General features: G+C 69.2%; 1 protein-coding gene. It reads left to right on the top strand.

Annotated elements, in window-relative coordinates:
- Positions 1-81: 81 nt before the first annotated feature.
- The coding region (locus ON32_RS17305; RefSeq protein WP_040792008.1) for a WXG100-like domain-containing protein at positions 82-22,908 on the top strand (22,827 nt) is incomplete at its 3' end.

Below are 22,908 nucleotides of genomic sequence, written 5' to 3'. Positions count from 1 at the left end.
CGGGAGTTACCCCACCGCACCGTGGCCTCGCCCGGTGGGGAAGACGCGCGCCCGAGGTTCACCCCACGGCGGTGATCTGATATGGCGATAGAGTTCCCGCCCCCCGAGCTGGCCTGGGTGGAGTGGGTGGCCGGCGCGCGGATTCCGGTCGGCAACGAAGACTACGCGGAATCCATGGCCGAGCGTTTCCGCAAATTGCAGAATCGGATCGTCGAGGCCGAACTGGCGGCCATCGACGAGGCGATACACGAGCTCCGGTCGGCGTATCCGGAGGGCGCGGGAGCCGATGCGATCGGCAAAGGCCTGAAGAATCTGCGCAAGGACGCGGAAAATCTGGCGAAGGGCTTCGGAAACCTCGCGGAGGGCATCCACAGCTTCGGCGGGGAGATCTACAAGGCGAAACTCAACGGCATCATCGGTTTGGCCTGGCTGGCCGGGGAGCTGATGTGGGCCTGGGTGATGGGGCCGGGCGGACAGTTCGCGGAAGCGGCGGCCATCAGCGCCGCGCGCACCTTCTTCCGGATGATCGCCGAGCGGTTGACGACGGCGATCTCCGCGATCGTGAGCAGGTTCATCTCCAACGCCGCGGTCTCCCTGGTCGTCTCGCGCGGGCTGTACGAGGCCGTTCAGGAGGCGTTCGTCGAGCTCTTCCAGGGCACCACGCAGGAAGTCGGTGTTCAGTCGGCGGCGATCGCGCAGGGCTACCAGGATGGCTACGACGGCAGCGCTATCGCGCTGAACGCGGCCATTTCCTCCATCGCGGGCGCCACGGGTGGGATCACCGGTTTCGGTATGCACCATGCCGTCCGCCATCTGCCGTGGGCGCCCGACCGGTGGGGTGGGATGGCGCGCGGAGCCATTACCGGCGCGGTCGCGGGTGCCGCGGGCGCCCTCGGGGCGTGGGGCGCCACCGGCCTGCTCACCGGGGAATGGACCCTGGACCCGCGGATGATCACCGGGGGCGTGCTGGGCGGTATCGGCCCCAGCATGATCTACGGGTGGCGTGGCGGTTCGGATTACTCCGGCGCGCCGATGACCACCGACGACTATCGGCGAGTGGTGATCGGTCGCCAGGGGTCCATGCCCGATGTGAGTCCCGTCGGTGATGGGACCGCGGCGGGTTCGAGTACGCCGGCCGGCGGCCCGCGGGCATCCGCGGCGAGTACGACAGTCGACTCGACCGTCGGTACGACCCCGGGTACGGCCGCCGGTGTGAAATCCGATGCGGTGGCGGGCGATAGCGCTGCTCACTCGAACTCCGACGCGGGAGAGGGTGTCGGCAGAATATCGAAACCTGTTTCAGGGCAGGAAGGTCGGAATACCGGCGGTGATATCGGCAGGGCTCGGCAGTTGTCCGGGGAAGCCGATCCGGCGCAGTCCGCGGTATCGGACTCCGGCACGGCCGACGGTGCCGACGCCGGGCGCGCGACCTTGTCCTCGTCGGAGATCGCGCGGGCGGGGATGCCCGCGGGAGCGGGGTCGGCGGCCACCGATTCCACCGGGGGTGGAACCGCGGACGGCATTGCCGGGTCCGCCGCGGACCTCGTGGGCGACCATGCGCCGGTGGTTTCCGGTGATACCGGGGACGGAAGTGTTGTCGATGGTGGTGCGGCCACCGCTGTGGCCCCGACCTCCGCTGTCTCCGATACGACCGGAGGAGTGGTTGCCACGGGCACGACGACATCGACCGTGCCGGCCACTGCCGCTGCGGCGCCCGATGCGGGCGCGGGGGCCGCGCGTGGTGCCACCGGTGTGGGCGCGTCGAGCTCCGTCGCGGGCGGTGGCGCGGGGTCGCGTTCCGGTGCGGCGGGTTCTGGCGCGTCGCCCGCGACACCGGCAGGAACGACGGCAACACCGACGAGGGCGCGATCCGATACCGGGGCGTCCGCCGGTCGGGCCGGCGCGTCCGCCTCGGATGTGTCGGCGGGGATCGGTGCCGATGTCGGTATCACGGCGGGGTATGCGGATACCGCGGCACCGCGGACCGACGCGTCCCGCTCGGATGCCGCCGTTGCGTCGGACGGTGACGAGACCGTGCCGGTGGGCCCGCTGTCCGAGGACTCCGAACAGGGTGCCGCGGGCGGTGTCGACACCGATGCCGAGGACGCGTCGTCGCCGACCGGGCAGACGGTTCCGGATGGGGACACGGCTATTCGGGACGAGGAAACCGTTTCCTCCCCGGATGTCGATGCTCGGTCGGAGGTCGATACCTCGTCGGATGCGGATACGAGATCCCAGGATGATGCCTCCGATCGACCGGAGACCGACGATTCCGTCGAGCCGCACCACCAACGGGACCCGGCCGGTGCCCCCGCGGGTCCGGATACGGACGAATCGGTCGGTGATCCGGACGGCAGCGCGGACCTCGACGATTCGACCGATACCGACCGGACCAACCAGTGCGGTCCGGAAACCTTGGCCGCGGCCGCGGCTCGCCATCCCAATGCCGGTATCCGGGAGGTGGGGCATGTGGGCCTGGGCGGGATGACCGCGCAGGATTTCCAGAGCTCCGCGGGCGGGCGGCTGGTCCAGGCGGGGTCGGGGCGGGGAACCACCCCTCGGCAGGAGGCGTGGCGGCTGCGCTCGGCGGCGACCCGGGAGCACGAGCGGCTGACCGAGATGGGCGGCCAGGTGCGCAGCCGGGCCAGGACACGGGCCGGACTGCGGACCAGGCGCGTGAGCAGCGCCGAACTGCGGTTGCGTCGGGCCCAGGAGCGGCTGGCGAACGGGCAGTCGATCGACCCCGTGCTGCAACGGCAGCTGGATCGGATCGCCGAGCAGCGAGGGCAGCGGCCCGAGGAGGTGCTCGACCAGCGTATTCGGCAGATGACGAGCACCTCCGCGGAGCGGCTGCGCGCAGAACGCAGCGCCGCCGAACGGCAGGCCGAACAATTGCAGGAACGCGCCCGCGCCGAACGTGACCGGCTGCTGGCGCTCGCGGCCCGGCGCCGGCAGCTGCCCAGGTCCCAGTGGCGTGAGGTGCCCGACCGGGCACGGTTGCTGGAGGAGCTGGAGGAGCTGGGCGAGGGCGGCAGCATCATCGTGGTCGACCAGTTGCACGAGACGGACGAGCACGGGGTGAACGGTCACTCGTTCCTGCTGTACCTCGACCACGGGGTAGCGGTGGTCGAGGATTCGGCGTCGGGCGGCGGGCCTCGGCGTTTCGACCCGACCGAACGGGCCGATATCGACCGGACGTGGGTGATCAAGATTCGCGCGGACGACTCCTTCGTCGATCCACTGGCCGCCGGGGCGGGCGCCAACGACGACGAGGCCGAGGCCGAGTTGAACGATCTTCGGCTCGGCGAACAGTGGCGTCGCATCCGGACCCGGCTACAGCACGGGCTGGACGCCTTGCGGGCGGAGCATTCCCGGGCGCGGGACGAATTGGCCGATGCCGCGCGTCGGGCGGGTGTCGAGGCGCAGGACCTGGCCGCCCTACTCGATCCGAGCCGGTATGCCGATGCGGTCGACCGCCTCGGCGGACCCGCCCTCGACGACAGCGTGCCCGTGGACGAGCTTCATTCCGTTCTGGAGGCCCGGGAGGAGTTGCGCGCGGCGGTCCGCCGATATCACGATCTCGAGCAGATGCTGGGTTCGTTCGCGGATCTGACGCAACCGCGGTCGGAGGTGGACCCGGAGCGGGCGATACCGGCATTGGCCCACGCCACCGCGGTATCGGTATGGCTGTCCGCGCTCGACGATGTGCGTGCGGTCGCCGGACATCTACCGCAGGCGCAGCTGCGACGGTTGCTGTCGGCGGACGAGTACGTTCGTGAATTGCAATTGTTGCAGGGTGATCCGGGTGTGCCGCGGGATCTGGACGCGGTGGTGCGGCGCTACCACGTGATGGAAGAGCGAATGCGGATCGCCCAGCGGCATGTGCCTCCTGCCCCCACGGTCGACCCGCGCGCGCTCCTGGCGCGGGATCCGCTGCCCGAGGAGTCGGCGCGATTGGCGGCGGGTGCTTCCGTCCTGCTGCGCCGGGCCATGACCGACCTGACCGAGCAACGGGATACCGCTTTGGCCGAATTGCGTTCTGCGGCAGCGAATTTTCCTGAAATATCTTCGGATCGATTGGTGCGCAGGTCATTCCAGGAGGAACTGGACCGACTGGCGGGGTCGCAAACCGCGCAAGCGAGGGTGCTGACCGCCGCGACGCACTACTATCACGAGTTGGCCGATATGGTCGCCCAGATCTCGGTGCTGCTCGACGAACTCCGTGATCGGCAACGGCATTCGCCGGAGTGGATCACCGCGGCCGCCCGGTACGCCGCCGTGCTGCCCGGATGGGGCGATGCGGTGCGTGCGGTGCGTGACGCCGTGGCCGACCGGGTCGACGACGCGCGGTTGTCGAAGGTCATCCGTCGAGCGCAGGCGGCGATCGACCCGATCGTGTCGACCTGGGAGGAGCTCGGCCGCGAGACCCTGGATCTGGGCTCCGTGGTGGGAGTGAGCGAGCGCGGTCCACACCGGATCGGCAATCAGGACGTAATGGCCGCGGATGTGGTCGTCGTGGATGGGACGCCGATCCGTTTCGGTATCGTCGCCGACGGGGTGTCGCGGTCCGCCGACGGTGGGCGCGCCGCGTCCGTCGCCGCCGCCGCGGCCCGGGAGAGCCTGCGAAAGGAACTGGGCGAGCACGTATCCGGGACCCCGATCGATCGGGTCGGATTGGTGCGCCGTGCGATCGATGCGGCGCAGCAGGCCGTCATGGAGCTGGCCGAACGGGAATACGCTTCGATACTCGCCCGGGCCCAGGATCTGTTGGCGCAGAACCCGAACGCCCGGGACGTGCGGATGCCGCCGCAGACCACGATCGCATTGGTGTTGGTGGAGCCGGGCCGCGACGGACAACCCGGACGCTACGCGGCGGGATGGGTCGGGGACAGTCGGGTCGATGTACTCGACCCCACCGCACCGGACCGGTCGAGAACCGTGACATTCGACCATTCCGTGGCCGGAATGGTGATGGCCTCCGACGCCCGCGCCGTGGGGGTCGGCCATGTGGTGGACGAGGCGGCGGCGTACGCGGTGGCCGGGGCGGGCGGCGGAGCGATCCAGAGCGCATTGGGCTTCGGGCCGGATGGCGGCGGTCCGCCGAAACCGCACTACCGGCATCATCAGTACCTCACCGAGGGTGAGGTGTCGGAGACCGACATTCTGCTCGTCCGCACCGACGGGCTCGGTAATGCGCGGCGGCAGGCTCCCCGACTCGCCCAGGCCTTCGCCGATCATGTCGGTGATCCGTCCACCGCATTGACCGAGCTCGTCGATGGGGTCCTGCGTGCCCGCTCGGACGAGGGCAGGTCGATCGACAATATGACCGGTGTCGCGGTGTTGTGCGCACCTACCGCCGAGGCCCGAGCCCCCGAACCCGGAACGCGCGCTCCGATGGCCTCGTCGAACGAGGTGCCGTTGCGGACGGGACGGAACGGATCCGTCGAGGTCCCGCCCGGATTGCGAATCGTGTATCGGATGCTGCTCGCCGAACAGCGCAGTGCGGCGGCGATGCTGCGGCGGTTGACCGAATCGTCGCCGGTGGATCCGGCGGCATTGACGGGCGCGGACCGCCACGCCGCGCTGGATACCCTGGTCCGGTCGCTCGCGGGGCGGCCGGATATCGTGCCGCAGGAGCGGGAACGGCTGCTCGAACAGGTGCGATACACAGTTGAGCGCTACCGGCGGGCCCACGATCGGCTGCGCGCCCTGGACGAGCGGATCAGCGCGCACGGCGGCGGGGTGGACGCGGTGCGGGCACGGCCGCGTCCGGTGGCGCCCGAGGATCCGGGGTACTCGACCCGGCAGCACCGGCTCGCGCTGCAACACCAGCGGACCGTTCTTCGGCAGGGAGAGTCGGCTCGAACCATTGCGGAAGCCTGGCAGTGGACCGACCGGGAGATACAGCGGGCGTTGATCCGAGTGATGCCCGAGAGGGTCGCCGAGACCGTGGGTTTACCGCTCGGTGTGCGGGACGAGGCCCGCCGGTTGCTGCTGCGGCGCGTCGACGACCGTCTCCGGAGGCGGACCGACCCGAACCCGGACGAACGGGCCGCGCTGGACTTCTGGCTGAACCTGGCCGCTGCCGCCGAACGATGGACCGCACAGGTGCCCGGCCATCCGGCGGTGCGTCTACTCGGTTCCAACGGCGCGCTGATGGTCATCGGCGACCTGGATACGGCGCGCGAAATCCGCTTTCACGCGGTGCCGCGCCAGACCACCACATCGTCTGCGGAACTGATGCGCGCCACGGCCGCCGCGGCCTATGACGCCGGTTCGGCGCGTCCGACCGCGTCCGTGGTGTGGTTCGGGGCGGATGCGCGGACGCTGGCCCGGGATGCGGCCACGCTGCTGGATACCCGTGCCGGTGCCGGCTCACCCGGAGTGGACGTGGTGTTGATCGGCCATGACGGCACCACGGCTTCCGGCCGGTCGGATGATGAAACCACGGTTGCCGTAACCGGTTTCGAGCTGGTGCACACCGCGAGGGCCGACAACGCCCTGTCCGCGTATCGGGATCGCCTCACCATCGCGAGCCCGGATCAGGGTGTGGTGGCGTGGCGGCCCACCCATCGGGTGGATGGTCTCGTCGGCACCTGCTTCATCGAGGCCGCGCGATCCACGGTGGAAGCGGCGATCGCCGCCCGCTCGAGCAAGCCCGGTATCGATCCTGACACCGATCCGGTACTGACGCAGCTGCGGCAACGGCTGGAGTTGCTCCGGCTGTTGGGACCGCTCGACCGAGGGGTGGACGGTGGCCTCGGCGCGCATCTGGTGGGTGCGGACTGGCGGCCGAACGGATTCGCCGACTTCGACGAGATGCTCGCCGCCGTGCCCGCCGAAGGCGGTTCGCTGCTGGCGGCGGTGGCCTTCGAAGGTTTTCAGCAGCGTCACACCATCGGCGCGCACGCGGTACGGATCTTCCGCGACCGAGGCCGGGTCATGGTGGCGGAGTCCGGGCGCGAGCCGGTGGAGTTCGACCGGTGGCGTCGGGAGTTGTCCGGTGTGGTGGGTTTACACGGCATCGTCGTCGAACCCGACGGAACCGCCGAGATTTCGCTCGGCCGGGATGGATGGTCCCGTGGCAAGCCCGGTTCGGCCTTCCCGGTCGCGGCCATGGGCGCGCGACGCGACCGGGCCGGTCCCACCGATATCGATATCGGACCCGCACTGACCCGGCTCCTCGGTGCAGCCGAATCGGCGGCCCCCGGCCTGCTGACCTCGGTGCGGCTACGGGTCGAGATGCACGGGCAGACGTGGAATCCGGCATTGGGCGATCCGCGTTCCGCGGCGCGCAGGGAATGGGACGCGGCGCTGGTCGAGGCGCGTATCCGGTTGGCCGAGCTGAGCGGGGTGCGGGCCGAGGCATTGGCCGACCCGATCCTGGTCGAGCAGGAATTGGCGGATCTGCGCGACCGGAGCGGCAAATCCGATGAATTGATCGCCGCGGAACAGGAGTTCCATCGCCGCCGAGACACCACGCGGCTGCTGCACCGATACGACCGGATGGTGCTGCGCGCCCGGCGGTTCGCGGAATTGCGGGAGTTGCTGTCCGCCGCTCGGCTGCGGGCCGAATCGGGTGGCGATGCCGAAGGGCTCCAGCGGTTGACCGGTTATATCCGTCGCCTGGACCGATTGGCCGCCGATCTGGAGCGGTTGCACACCGCGACGCGGGAACAGAGCCTGCCGCAGGAGCGTCCGAGTCGCGCCGAATTCGAGCGCCTGGCCCGCGAATACGACAATGCGCGCCAATTCCTGGGCGCCCTGTTGCAGACCGAGGTCGATCCGGCGTGGTTGACGCGGAACGAGCTGGACGCCGAACTGGCGCATATTCCCGACGGTATGGACGCCGAGTTCGTGCGGGAACGGCAGCGGCGGGCGCGGGAGTTCCTGGTGCTGCGCGATCGGCTCGAACGGTTCCGGCAGCTCGACGAGACCGTGATGACCGCCAGAATGCTCGACGAGCTCTTCGACGGCCAGCTGGCCGCCGCGGTGGGCGACCCCGGGCGCACGCCGCGGCGTCGACGCGGCGTGCTGGGCCCCGAACTGATCCGCGCCCGCCATGCCGCTACCGCGACCCGGCTGCGTAATGCCCTGATCAGCCTGCCCGGTCCGGATGGTGGCGAAATCGCTCCCCTGACCGCCGACGGCTCCACCCCGACGGTGGGGCCCGCGGAATTGGCGGCATGGATCGGTGCGCGCGAACCGTTGGCGGCGCGGATCGCGCAGGAAATGCGGCGGCTGGGTCTGAGCGAGCCGACCGCCGAACAGTTGCGCGGTGATTTCCGGGAATTGTTGCGTCGGGTTCGCGCCGCCGGGGCGGACGAGACCGTTGTCGAGCGGCTGTGGCTGTTGCGCGGTTACGACATCGCCATCGAGCAACTCGAGCGGTTCCTGTCCGCATCCGACCGAATCCACCGCATCGACGAGCTGTCGCGGGTACTGGAGCGGGTGCGGACCGAACAGGCCCGGGCGACCACGCGCTTCCGCGAGCTGCGTCGGGCACTGCACCGCCGAGCACCCGCGGATATCGTCCGCCTGGTCGGAGAAGGCCCCGACTGGTTGGGCGCGCAGTGGTATGCGGAGATGGCGGAGTTCGCGCGATTGGCCGAGCTCGACGAGGCGTCCGAACCGAACCGCTCCCGATTGTCCTCCGCGGTCCGCGAGCTCGTCGCCGCGGCACGGGCCAAAGAACACTGGGACAAGACGACCCGCCGGCTGGTGCAGCGGACAGAGCAACTCGATGACGAGGCGGCGGCCCTGCGCCTGGCCACGGAGCGGGCGGCGCGCGGCGAACCGGATACGGCCGAGGTGGCAGCGCTCGAGCAGGGACTGAACGAGCATCTGTCCGCCGTGCTCGCCGAGGCCGAGGAGTGGTCGCGCGCCGCTCCCGCCGAAGCCGGACCGATCGGTATCGTGCCGGCCCGGCGGTCCGTACCGGGTCCGCGTTCGACCACCGAGCGGCTGCCCGCGGTGGGCGATGGCACGGCTCAGGTACCACCCCCGGTCGTCAATGCGCGGCAGCGCGGCGAGGATGTTCCGCCGCTGTGCGCCACCGAGGTCCTGTGGTTCGCGGCGAGGGTGCTCGGTCTGTCGATCGACCCGCCTTCGCTGTTCAACTCCGCCTCTCGGCTCGAGGACATGAGTGCGCGGGAGGTGGCGGCACGCTCCCGCGCGAAGTGGCAGGTTCTGTCGCTCGAGGAGATGCGTGCGCTGGCCGCTCAGGGTGGGATCGTCCTCGCCGCGGCGGATCACGGCACGCGGGGAAGCCATCTGATCGCGTTGTACCCGCAGTCCGCGCTCGGCAAGGACGGGAATGCGGTACTCGCCGAGGACGCCGACGATACGGTGTGGGTACACGAACGCGGTATCGACATCGAGCACGACGAGCCGTTCGACGAGTGGACTCCGCCGCATGGCGAATGGTTCGGCATCGTTTTCGATATCGATGGCACGCCGGTGGCACCGCTGCGGGCCGGTGAGGAACCGCCGGCCGGCCCAGGCCCCAAGGGTGCGCTCGGACAACGGCGGCCCGACGACGAAGGCGCCGCCGAACCGTCCCGGCCGCTTCCCGACGACACCGACCCGGCGCGCACCGCCGTACCGCCCGAGCTGGTGTCGCTGATACGAGAAGTCCTGATTTCGGGGGATCTGGTGTCGGGGGATACCGGTGAGCTGTGGGCTCTGCTGTCGGCTCCCACCGACCACGACCGAATCGTCGAAACGGCCCGGTTGCGTGGCCGGGTGGCCGCCGAACTGTGGGATATCGCGGTCCGAGCGGGTCTGCACGAGGAGCTGCTGAACCATTACCCGCAGCTGTTGGCCGTGATCGGTGCGCTACCGGCGCGGGAGGTGGCTTCGCGGGTGCGGGCGGCCTTGTGGGAGGAGATATCCCACTTGCGCGCCGTGTTGTCGCATACCCGCGACAATGCGCAACGCTTGCGGCTCGAGCGGTTGATCCACGCCGACGAAGTGCTCATCGACCTGGCCACAACCCACGCCGAACAACTGATCGACGGACGGGAACTGTCGGTGGGCCTGTTGTCGGTCGAGTACCTGCCGGACAACGCGCCCGACGGCAGCGGGGAGACGGATGGCGGTCGGGTGCAGTTACGACTGGTCATCGGCGACCCCGCCGCTGCGGAGACGGTGATCTGGTTCCATCCGGGGGCGGTGGTCGATCAGGAGATGTTGAAAGCGGCCGTCGGCGCCGCGGTCGACGAGGCCATCGAGGGGACGGTTGCCCCGCAGGGCGAGGATTCGGCCGGCACCAGGGCCGTGGTGGTGCTGATCGACTACGACTTCCGGGGCCGGAACTCGCAGCAGGTTTCGTGGTACGACATTCTCGACGCTCGCCACGACACCGATGTCGCCGGGCTCGTGGCACAGGTGGCCGCGGCGAATGCCGCCCAGGAGATCCGGAATGCCGGTGCGCGGTCCGTCGTCGTGCTCTCGGGAGCCTTCGACGGCGCCGATGTGATCGATGCGGCGAGCCGGATGCCCGGTATGCGCGCCGAATTCGACGGGGAGCCGAGAACATCGCGAACCGTGGAGGTGCCCGCGGTTCGGACCTACGCGGAACCCACCGCGGAGACCCGGCGCAACGCCGAGGCGGTGCTGCTCGCGTTGCGCACCCTGGCGGACGGACCGGAACCGGCGGCGTGGCGGGTCGCACGAACCGTGCGGGCGATGTCGAGCCTGCTCGGCGATGCCGTCCGGGTGGCGCCGGAACAGTTGGGCAATCTCGCGGGTATACCGCTGCTGTTGCGGCACGAAGCCACGATGCGACTCTTCTACGAAGAGTTACGTGGCCCCGCACAACGTTTCGCCGATCGGTGGAAGTACCTGACCGATACGCAGCGCGCCGTGCTCCGACTGGACCGCGCGGCGCGGTTCCTGCCCGGCTCGCCCGCGGTACTGGTGTTGTCGCTGGATATGGCGGCGTATTCGGGTGGGGAACTCATCGTGCTCGGCGATTTCGACAGGGCGACCCGGGTTACCGTGCTCACGGCGGTGGGCAGCCGCAACCCCGTGCCCCTGGACGAACTCGGCCGTCACGCGGTGAACGCGCACCAGAACGTCCTGCGCGCCGCCAGGGCGCAGAAGCCCGGCGAAGTCGTCACGGTGATCTGGCGGGGATCCGATATCGGCGTGTTGGCCGAACAACTCGGTGGTCTGCTCGAACCGTGGGTGCGTGATCACATCGAGAAAAAGGGGATGAATCCGCAGATCAAGTGGCAGAACTACGATGCCGACTTCCGGCGGGCGGATGATCCGGACCTGGGCGTCGGTCTGGTTCGTCTGGCTCTCGGCGCACTCGGGGTGCGTATCGATCTACTGCATCGGCTCGGACGAGAGGTCGGCGCGAACCGACTGACCGAGGCATTGGACCCCGAATCGGAGTTGCGAGCCACCTGGCGAGAGCAACTCCGGTCCCTCCGAGCACAGATGGCGCGGAGACTGGGTGTTTCCGTGGCGACGTTGTCCGATGAGCTGCTGATCACCCAGGCGATATCCGACCTGACCGCTCCCATCAAGAGAACCGACGACGAGAAGGAATTCCTGAAGCTACAGGAAATCCACCGGTTGCTCACGGAACTGGCCCGCGTCGAAAGCCGGATCGCTCGTCTGAGCAGTCTGGAGCAGGCGCTGCGGGACACCCGAGCCCGCGCCGATGGCGCACTGGACACCGACGAGGAATTTCGGCGGTTCGTCACGACCGCACTGCGTCTGGACGATCTGGCGCAACAATTGTTGCCGAAACTGGCCGAGGCGGGTCAACGGCTGCGGTCGGAAGGAGCCGGTAAGCACGCCGATATGACCGCTTACGGCCTGCGGCCGCGGCGCCGGCGACAGACGAGTGAGTCCCTGGCACGGCTGGCCCTCATATACGAATCGAGCCGTCTGCTGCTCGGCTTCTATCGGGACGAAGACCCGGCCGCCCCGATAAGCGATGGTTCGGCCACACCGGCCGATGCGCGGTCGACCTCGACGCGAACCGATACGCCGCCGGACGACGGTGAACCGGCCCTCGACCACGACCGGTATCGCGCCGCATTGATCCGGCAGTTCGAAGGCGCTCGCCACCTACGGGAACTGGTGGCCGAGGTCGATGCCCAGGACATCACCACCCACCTGCTGAGCGGCCTGCTGGATGCCGGTTTGGCCGAACTCGACACCGCGGCGCGGGCCCGCCCACCCGCTCCACGTCCGGAACTCGGCCACAACCTCCTACTCCTGCGCGGTGACAATATGGCGGCGTTGGCGCGACTGTGGGACGGGCCCGATACCGGGACGCAGGCCGAGATCGGGAAACAACTGCACCGGATCGATGCGGCGGCGCGGGCATTGCGTGACGCGCATCGGCTGCGGGTGACCGCCAAGCGGCGTTTCCTCGACCAGCGGCGCGAGTTCGTCCGGCGATACCCCGAGACCGCCGACCACCTGGGTTGGGGGCCGGGTCTGCTCGACCGGTTGCGCGCATTGCGTCTCGACACCGCGGGCGAGTATTCCGGCGACCCCACCCGGAGCGCGCTGCTGGGAGCATTGATCGAGGCGGTCGCCGACCACGACCGCGCACAGGACCTGTTCGACCGGCTCGACGGTCGGGCCCGGCGCCTGGACGAGTTGGCGGGGCTGCGCCGCGAAACCGACGCCGACCTGGTGGAGCATATTGTCCGGTTCGAGGAGCTGCTCGACCTGACCGGCGTGAGCCGCGACGAATTGGGCCTCGCCGCCCAGCGGGCCGACCGGGCCCGGCGGTTGCGTACGGAGCAGGCCCGGCGCTTGCTGGCGCTGTTGCCGCCCACGCAACGCGTGGCCGCGCCGGCGGAACTGACCGCCGCGCAGGTGGCGGCGCTGAAGCCGCCACCTGGCCGGGACGCGGCCCGGGCGGCGCAGCGGTTCCTGCGTTTGGCCGAACTGGTCGACACCGCCGACGCCATTGCCGAGCGGACCGCCCTGCTCCGGCGAGTGGATCGACTGCTGGACGAAGGGCTGTCCGAGATGGCGCGGGCAACCGGGGCCGCCGCCGACCACGGCCCCCGGCCCGGCTCTCCCACTCGCGAACCTGTCGGCCCGGCGCATCCGCGAGCCTCGGCCGACGCCCCGATGCCGGTCGTCGGCGACGGCGTGCTGCTACCGGAGCTGCCGGCGGCCGAGGAGGTGGAACACCTTCGGGGTGATATCCCGAAGATCTGCGCGGCGGACGCCCTGTGGTTCCTCCGTGTGCTCGGTGCGGATGTGGACCCGCCCTCCCTGTTCGACCGGGCGGTCCAACTGCGCGGTATGCAACCGTTGGAGATAGCCGTGCGTGCGCGGGGAAACTGGCACCTCGGTGGTTTCGCCGATATCGAGCAGATGCGGAAGCGGGCGGCGCGGGGCGAAATCGTTTTGGGCACGGTGGGTTACGGCGTGGTCGGCGCCCACGCATTCGTCCTGTATCGCGGTCCCGACGGCCGGGTGTGGGTGCACGAACGCAAGGGCGATGTGGTTGTCGACCTGCCTTTCGCGCGCTGGAAGCCGCCTTCGGGGAAGTTGTTCGGCATCGTCTTCGACGAGCAGCGCCGCCCGATCGACCCGCTCGAACCCGGTGCGACGCCGCTCGGCGCGCCCGATATCGACTACCCCGGTGTTCCGGTGACGGGCGATCACCCCGAACCCCGGCCGGGTTCGGCGCTGCGTCGGGACCGGGTGCGCGCCGCCTTGGCGCGGGCGGGTCTGTTGGATGTGGGTGAACTCGTCCATCCTGTCGGGGCTCCGGTCGATGTGGCCGCCACCCAGCAGCAGGCGCGGCGCGCCGCCGCGTTCTGGGATCGGACGAGCCTCGACGACGCCGGCCGGGCCGAGCGAGAGGCGTTCCGCACCGAGTACCCGGAGATCTTCGGCGAGCTCGAAGCCGTACCGGGAGCATGGCGCGACACCCACAACAGGGAACGTCTCGGTCGGGAATTCGATCTGCTGCGGGAACGCTCGCGGGCGGGCGAACTGGACGAAGCCGGTGCGGCCCGGTTACGGGAGCTCGGTGATATCCGGCACGCGCTGGAACAGGCCGACCGGGCGGCGCAACGGATGGGTGTGCCGGCCCGGTTGCTGTCCTATCCGGGTGCCGCGGGCACCGGGCTGTTGGTGATCGAATTCGGAGATCGACGCGCCTATGCGCAACACCTGATCTGGTATCTGCCGGAGCACGCCACGAATGCGGGCGAGCTGGCCGATCGGGTGCGCGAAGCAGCCCACCTGGCCCGAAACGAGAACACACCCGAACGCCGCACGGCCACGGTGTTGGTGGCGCGCTATGGCGAGTCGGCGGCCGGTGCGCGGGCGACCACGGTGATCGGCGAAGAGATGGTGCATCGGGTCGTCACCACCGTGGCAGGCCGCCGATTCCGGGAACCCCGGCTGGACGGACCCACCGCGGAAGTGGTCTATCGGGCGGACGCACGCGTGATCTGGGAATCGGCGGCGGACAGATTGTCCGGGATCGCGTCCGGTCGCGACCTCACATCGCAGGGCGCCGCTCGGCGGCCGGGAGACTCGGGGGGAGCGAGGAAACGGCGTCGGTCGGATCTGTGGGGCCGGATCGGGAATGTCGGGCGGACGGTTGTCGCATCGGCCGCCCGATGGTTGGGTGCCGGCCCGGGGGAATCCACGCCCGACGGACCGCTCGGCGCGGACATGGTTCGGATGCGGCATGCCGCCCGGGTCGGAATCCGGTTCCCGGGGAGCGAGACGGACCTCTCGGAGGAATCGGATGATCTCGCGACGGAGCGGAGCGATTCGGCCGCGGCGGACGTCACGCGGGCCGTGCGGATCGATCGGTTGGAGATGGTCTACTACCGGCTCGAGGTGGAGCGGGGGATGGGGTGGCCGGTCGGCGGGCCGGATGATCATTCGGTCGAAAACCATGCGCGCCTACAGGACGAACTGGAGGTGCTGCGCGAGCTGGCCCAAACGATCGATCACTACGAGCGGCAGGTGGCGGCGCAGCCCGACGACGAGGAGCTGCTGGAACAGAGCCGCCAAGAGCTGCGCGCGGCCGTTGTCGAGTTCGACCGTGTTCTGGACGACACGCTGCGGTGGGCGCGATCAGTGGGAGTCCGCACCGATTTCGACGGAACCGGCGTGGAGTTGGGTCCCTGGTTGACCGGGCTCATGGATGACGATGCGCGCAGACGGGTTCGTGCCCGGCAGGACGCGCTGTTCCACCGGCGTTCGGAGAACAGGGAAGACCTGGCGGCCCTGTACGCGGAACGGGATCGTGAGGCCGAGAAATTGGCGCTGTTGGCCGGCGTGCCCGTCGAGACCTTGTCTTCGGAGTGGGTGTCCCGGCTGGCCGACTCGCTGCGCCGGCAACACGACCTGTCCGAAACTGCGCGGTCGGCCCGAGCGTGTCGAGACCTCGACGAGAGGATCGTCCTCGCGGCGGCCGATACCCTGTCGACCGAACGGCTGGGCGAGATCGATCGACTGCGCGCGGAACTGATGCGCGTCCAAGCGCAGCTGGATGTCATAGACGACCATTTCGCTCGGATTCGGGAACGCGATCGAGAAAGCCTGGACGAGGTCGGCTTCCGGTTCACGGTGCAGCCGACCGAACTCACCCGGTTACGGGAACTCCAGCACGTCGCCGACCGGTTGCGGGGGCGCGCTGGTATCGCCGATGCGGTTTCGCGGGTTCGTCTCACCCTGATCGAGTTGATCGAGCTCGCCGAAAGACGCGAGCAGGTGCTCGAGCGTCAGCGCGGGCTGCAACGGTCGGTCCGGTATCTGGACACGCCGGCCGGGGAGTACATCCGGCTGGAAGAAGAAGTGAAGCGGGCGTCCGAAGCGATCGAGGCATCCCCGCTCGCCATGGAATATTCCTGGTTGACGGCGGTGGTGGAGAATGCCGACCGGGCGCACGTCGAACGGGATCGGGTCGGCGCGGCCCTGGTGGCGGCGCTCGGCGAGACAACGGCCGCCGAAAACGGATTGTCGGTACCCGTACCGAACTCGGCACAGGTCCATGCGCTGATGGCGGCCCGGCCCGAATTGCTGACAGACCCCGACCTGGCCGTGTACGCCACCGAATTCGCGCAGTGGGACCGGGTATTGGATGCCTTCGCCGTCCTCGATACCGCCCGCACTCGAACGGAACGTGTCCTCACCGCGCTGTTCACCGGCTTGCGGGACGCGGTGGAGAACGAGGCGCCCCCGGACCCGGTCGATTATCGGCGCCCGGACAGCGCCGCGCGACGCGGCGATCCCGATACCTCCCTGTGGGATGCCACGGAAGCCGCCTACGCCGCCGTGGGGCGCACCCCACCCACGCCACGGACCGAGGGGGTCGGTCCGGCCGGGGTGGCCGCCCGCGATGCGCCGCGGATCACCGGAGCCGACTGGGAGCCGGGCGGTTTCGGCACCTTCGACGAATTGCGTCGCCATGTCATGGCCACCAGGGAAGTGGTGATCGTCGCCGTCGTGTGGAACGGTCTCGACGGTCCGTTCGACCTGGGTATGTCCGTGGCCTGTGTGAAACGCGTCGGTCGCGATGTCGTGGTGGTCGAAAAGGGTCGGGAGATCCCCTTCCACGTGTGGGCGTCCCGGTACGGGGACGTTGTGGACGGCTTGTTCGGCATGGCGTTGTATCCCGATGGGACACCTGTTCACCCACTCGGTCTCGGTGGGCTGTCGGTGGCGATAGCGGGTCCGGACTTCGCGGACACACGCATCGGCGCTCCACCTGTCGGCCCCGACGACCGTCTGCCCGGCTATCGTGCGCCGCGTACCCCGCTGCCGGCGCTCGATATCGAATTCACCCGGATACATCGCCTGGCCGGCGCGCGGGCATGGCAATACCTGTGGAATCAGGTCGACATCGCGTTCGACGCGCTCATGGTGAGTGGTCGATTCACCGATATCCCGCCCGTGGCCCGACCGGCCGCCGAACGACGAGTTCGCCTGGAACTCATCGAAAAACATTGGAACAGAGATATTTTCGCGAAGTTCCGCGATGTTGTCCTGTACGCCATGACCGACGAGCTCGCTGTGGTGGACCTTCCGGACCCAATACGGGACCGAGTGAATCGGCTACGGCTGGCGCGGGAACGCGCCGAGCTACGGGCCGCGCCGCCGACCGAGGAGAACACGGCCCGCCTCGCGGAACTCGACGCCTGGGCCGACCGTTTGACCATCGCCGAGCATTGGGTCACCCAGGTGCCCGGTCATCCCCCCGTGTGGCTACTGGGGTCCGGACTGCTCGGGGACACCGGGAACCCGATGATCGTCATCGGTGACCCGCGCACCGCGGTCACCGTCGATGTGCTGGTGACCACCCGTCCGGGACCACCCACCCGATCGGTTCCCGACATGGTGGATGCGGACCTGATCCGAACGATGGCCGTGGTGTCGCGTCGAGCGACGGGCGAGCCGTTCTCGGTGGTGTTGTGGCACGACCGAACCGGCGGTACCCGGACGAATATCGCGGAGGAGATATGGCTGCCGCCGGCCGCGGCAGTGGACGACATCATCGCCCTGTTGGCCGTGCACGATACCACGATTCCGGCGCCCGAACCGATATTCACCGAAATCCGCGCGGACGCGGAAGATCGGCACCGCCGCGCCATCTCGCCCCTACCCGACGATCCGCACCTGGTGGTGCGGATCGCGCTGGAGTGGGTCGGTATGCGCGATATCCGGGATCTGCTGCCCGCCGCGGACGCGGATCCGGAGGCGCTGCGCCGTCGGGCCGTCGCCAACGACGAGATATGGCGGAGCTGGCCCCCCTATGTGCGCGACATCGTGCTGGAACGGCATGCGGACGTGGTGGCCCGGGCCCCCGGGTTACCCATGCGGTTGCGGGATGCGGCGAATCGCGCGCTTCTGTCCGCCGAGCTGTCCGCGTCACCCGCCGACCGGGTGCCGGGATCGACCGCCGGTCTCGAACAGATCCACCGGCTGCTGACGGACCATCGGGGATCGGCGGTGCTCCTCCTGTCGTACGCCGTGTCCGGTGACAACCGGGAAATGATCGTGGCGTTCAGCGACCCGGATACGACCGCGCGGGTGCACTGGGCCGTCTTCGACGTATCGAGCCCGAAGGCGGCATTGGATCTGGCCCGGTCGGCGTTCACGGATGTGGACGACGGCGATACCGCCCTGGTCGCGCTGGTTCGTGGGCACGGACGGCAACCGATCGTGCCCGCCGAGGAGCGGGCCCGCGCGGATGCGACGACGGTAGCGCGCGTCGTCATCGCGCACAATGCTGTCCGGCGACAGCGCGCGGCCTACCCGCATCGGCCGCGAACCCATCTCGGCAATCACCCGAATGTTTCGGCGGCCGTCACCGTCGTACCCACCGAACCCGGTATGGCAGCGGAGATCGATTCGGCGCCGAGCAGATCGGAATGGGAGCTGGGCGTCGCCCTCCGTCTCGCGCGCTCGACCCGCGAACAGATGAGGCGGCGCATAGCCGAGCTGGTCGCTCGGCTGCGCTCCGATGCCGACCCTGTCCCCGTGGCCGAGATCGATCTCGCGCCCGAGCGGATACTCGAGACGGTTCGTCGGCTGGCGACGGAGGCCACCGATTCGGATCGGGCGGTCCCCCTGTTCGATTTGTTCGCCGAGGCCTCGAGGCTGGTGGCGGCCGACGCGCAGGTGCGCCGGCTCGGCGAGTACCTGGCCGATCGCGTCACCGGCCCGCGACCGATATCCGAAACCGAAGCGACCCGAGAGCTGGTCGCCGCGCAGGCCCGGCGGGTGGTGATCGGAATGCGGGTCCTCGAGGGCATGCGGGAACTGGTGGCCGAGATAACCGGCCCCATGTCCTCGGCCGACCGAACCGACTTCGTCGAGACGCTCGGTTTGCCAACGCATCCGGACGAGCTATCCGCGAACCGGTTGGTCGATATGGTCACCGTGCTGCTGGGTCGAGCGATATCGACCGACCAGATCACTCGGATCACCGAATTCATCGCGGCAGTTCCGGAACTCGTCATCGCCGAGGCCGAAATCCGGGAGGGCCGGCGATGGGTGCGACTCGAGGGCCTCGACACCCTGGTGAGTCAGTTGGATCGGGCCGAGACCGAACTCGGACTCGTCCGACTCGACTGTCTCGACCACGGTTTGGACCCGGCCACCTTCGGCCCCACCACCCTGCGGGAGGCGCGGGCGCGCCGGGCGGCCCTGCACCGGCAGCTGGCGGAGCGACTCGGCGTCGCGGGCGCGAACCTGAACGACATATATCTGGCAGGGCGACGTAAGAGTTTGCAGATCAGCGGTGATCCCCAGCGGATCACGCCATTGATTCGGCAATACCAGGAGCAGCGTGACCGCACCGGTCTGATCGAGGCATACCTGCGGACGCAGTATCGCCACCGGCGTCTGCTGGAGCAGGCCCACCGTCTGGACACACTGGTCCGATTGCGCAGCGCGGACGCCGACAACGAGATCCGGGCCATTCTGTCCGATATAGCCGGTCGGTTCGAGCCGGTCGATCCGACCGCGGCCGTGCCGGACCGCCCCTTGCACACGGGCCCATCGAACTGTGTTCCGATAGCGCTCGATCGGTTCCTGCGGTTCCGCGTACGCCGCGGTGGCCTGACCGACATGCCCGAAATGCCTTCCGCTGTCACCGAACCCGGTCCGGAAGGGGTAACCGAAGAACAGGTCGCCGCGCGAGCCGACGCCGACTGGCGGTATTTCTCGAGCCTCGATGATCTCGTCGCCCACGTGAACAGGCACGGCGGTGCCATCGCGGGTGCCATCACCTACCGCCATGGTCGCCGTGTCGGTGGGCACATGTTCGAAGTGGAGATCGACGACGACGGCCGGTTGGTGGTGTACGAGTGGGCCGATGGGCGCGAACGGGTCTTCCGCGGGGACGAAGTGCGGGCCTGGCTACGGGAACGCAACGAACTGGGCATCCTCCGGGTGCACGGCATCGTCGTCGACGAGTACGGCAATGCCGTGATCCCGTATGTGGCCAAGGATCGCATCGCGGCGGACGATGATCTCCCGGCGGTGGGACTCGCGGGTCTGCCCCGCGACGACCGAGGTCCACCCGGCGATTCCGCCGAGCGGGACGTGGCGAACCGCGCGGCCTTGAACGCGGAATTGGAAGCGTTGCGCGACGAATACTATTCGCCGCGCGCGAGTGAACTCGATGCGATGGCCGACGCCCTCGCGGTGGTCGATTCCCAGGCGGCGGAAAACGGTATCGGACCGGTTCGGCTGTTGGATTACAGCCGCGCCGAGGACACCGAACGGGGACGGCTCGTCATCGAGATCGGTGAACCGACCACCGCCGATATCGTGATCGGGTACGTGGCCGAGACGGCGACCGGCGCCGGTTCGCTCCTGGGACAGGCCGCCTCGCTCGTCCGGTACATCGGCGCCGAGCGAGTGCGGGACTCGGCGGCGCTGATCGCGGTGTTCCGGCTCGACGACGACCTCGAGGCCACCGGCCGCGCACCGTTCACCGTCGATCTCGCCGCCGCGGACGCGGACGCGCTGGTCGGCGAGTTGTCACGGGTGATCCGACTGTGCGCCGAATCCCGGCGCCCACCTCGGATCGAGATCGTGGGCCGCGGTGATGGCGCGGCCGCCGCGAGTATGGTGCACGAGGCACTACCCGGCTCGACCGCCCGCATCGATCCGGTGTCGACGGCGCAGTCGTCGACATTCGACCTGTTGCGTTATCCGCCGCTCCCCGCGCGCGAACAAGCGCTGGCCGACAATTTGCGTCGCAGTTTCGAGCAGCCCGAATCGACCTCCCTGGATGTGCGATGGCTGTGGTCCGGGCTGGATGCCGAGCAGCGGCGAATTCTTCTCGCCGGGGCCGCCGAGTTGATCGCCGACCTGGATGGTGTCGCGGAAGCCGATCGCGCGGCCGCATGGATACAACTCGTCGCGGGCTCGATGTGGAACCGGTCGCAGGCGGTTCGGCTGGAATCACTGATCGCGTGCCTGTCCCGAGCCGAGCGGCTGCTGGGGAGCCCGATCGATGCCGGGCCGTTCGACGGCAGGTGGGGTGTTCGCCCCTTGGCGCTGCCGGTGACATCGGGCACCGATGCTCGTGTGTTCGTATTGCTGGGCAATCTGGAAACCCGCGATCACATCACGGTATTCGTCTCCGCGACCGATCCGACCCCCGATGCACTGCGGGTCGGCCTGAGCGACGCGGTGAATTACCTCGCCGGACAGACCCGCTGGGCGGTGGCCGTCTGGTACGGCACCGACGCGGGACGGCTGGCCCAGGACCTGGACCGGCTGGCCCAAGATCATCCGGATGTGGCGGTGCGGCTGGTCGTCGAGGGCGCCGGCGAGCAGCTGGTTCACGACGCGACGGCCGACGAGCGGATGGCATTGCACCGGGACCACATCGAGATCGACCGGTCCGGCGGTATGCGGTCGCCATTGTTGGACGACGACGTTCTCGGATCGGTGCTTCGTGAGCTGGGTATCGGGAACCTGAGCGGACCGAGCGTGTCCGCCGGGGTGGATATCGAACCCGGCACCGCGGCGGTCCGGGCGCAGGTGCTGCTCCCGCTGCCCGACCCAGAGGTGCAGCACACCGCATGGGACCTGTGGATCAACACATTCGGCGCCGACGACGCGAGCGCACCGGACGTCTTCGCGGCACAGTTCGCTCGGCTGAGCCGAGACGAGCGGTGGACCCTGGTCGAGGGCGTGCCCGAGCGAATCGCCGAGCGGCCCGGTGTTCCGGTTCGGTGGCGTGATCGCGCCAACCGGATGGTGCTGGCCCGTCAACTCACGGCCCTGGAGGCCGAGGAGGTGGCAGGTGTCCTCACCGAGGCGGATGCGGAGAGGTTGGCGCTGTTGCGGGACCGGGTCTCGGTCCTGCGGGAAGCGGAGCGGATCGCGGCGACACTTCCGGGACATCCACCGGTTCAGGTGCTGGCGCTGGGGTCGGGCGACGGTCCGCGACCGGCGCGTCTGATCATCGCATTCGGCGACCCGGACACGGCGCGCCGAATCAGTGTGGCGGTGGTGGGCCGGCTGGGATCGGAATCGCCGGCCGACGGAATGAACTGGGCCCGAAATGCTTTCGGCTCGCACGGCACGCAGACCGCCATCACATACCTGGGCGCGGACACCGATGCGACCACGGCCGGCCTCGCCCTGGTCGGGGATATCGAAGACCTGATGGTGACCCAACGTCACCACCGCCGCCTGGAAACCGGCCGGAACATGTCGGGGCTCGAGGTGATCGCGCGGCCCGAAGGCAGCGATATCGCCGAAGCCGCCCGCGCCGCAGCGATTCTCCTACCGTTCGATATCGACCTCGAATGGGAGATCTCCGGTATCACGGACCCGGAAGGCATCGTCGCGTACCGTTCCCCGGACACCCACGAACTACCGCTCCTGGAGCACGAACTCGAGGGTGAGGCCGCCAACTGCACCACCTACCTGATCCGCGCGCAGCGGGCTCGGTGGCCGCATCTGAACCTGGTCGAGCCGGCGGATGTCGGTCCGGAAGGACGCGACGGCGACGAACTCGCCGAACTGCTGCGCGCGGACTGGCATCCGCACGAGTTCGAGTCGGATGCGGACGGCACCGCGCACGACGAGATCGCCGAGATACTGCTCGCCATGGGTCCCGGCGCCACGGCGGCCGTTGTGGACGAGTACGTCTCCATCGACTCGCGTCCCGATGTGGTGGGCGGACATATCCGCGAAATGTTCGTCGCCCCCGACGGCACGGTAAAGGTCCGGGACTGGCGGCGGCCCAACCCGTTGGATCGCGAGGTCACCGAGGTCGAAGAGGCACACACCTGGGGTGTGCCCGCGGAGGGTGTCCACCGCACCACCGCTATCTTCCGACACCCCGGTGGCACCCCGACCGTGTCCTACGACCCGAATGTTCGGGTGGAGGGTGCGGCGCCTCGTACCAGGGTCGGTAGCGAA

The organism is Nocardia paucivorans NBRC 100373, from assembly GCF_000308675.1.
GTDB lineage: Bacteria > Actinomycetota > Actinomycetes > Mycobacteriales > Mycobacteriaceae > Nocardia > Nocardia paucivorans.
The sequence above is the reverse complement of the archived record's forward strand: the minus strand, read 5'-3'. Positions and strand labels throughout refer to the sequence as shown.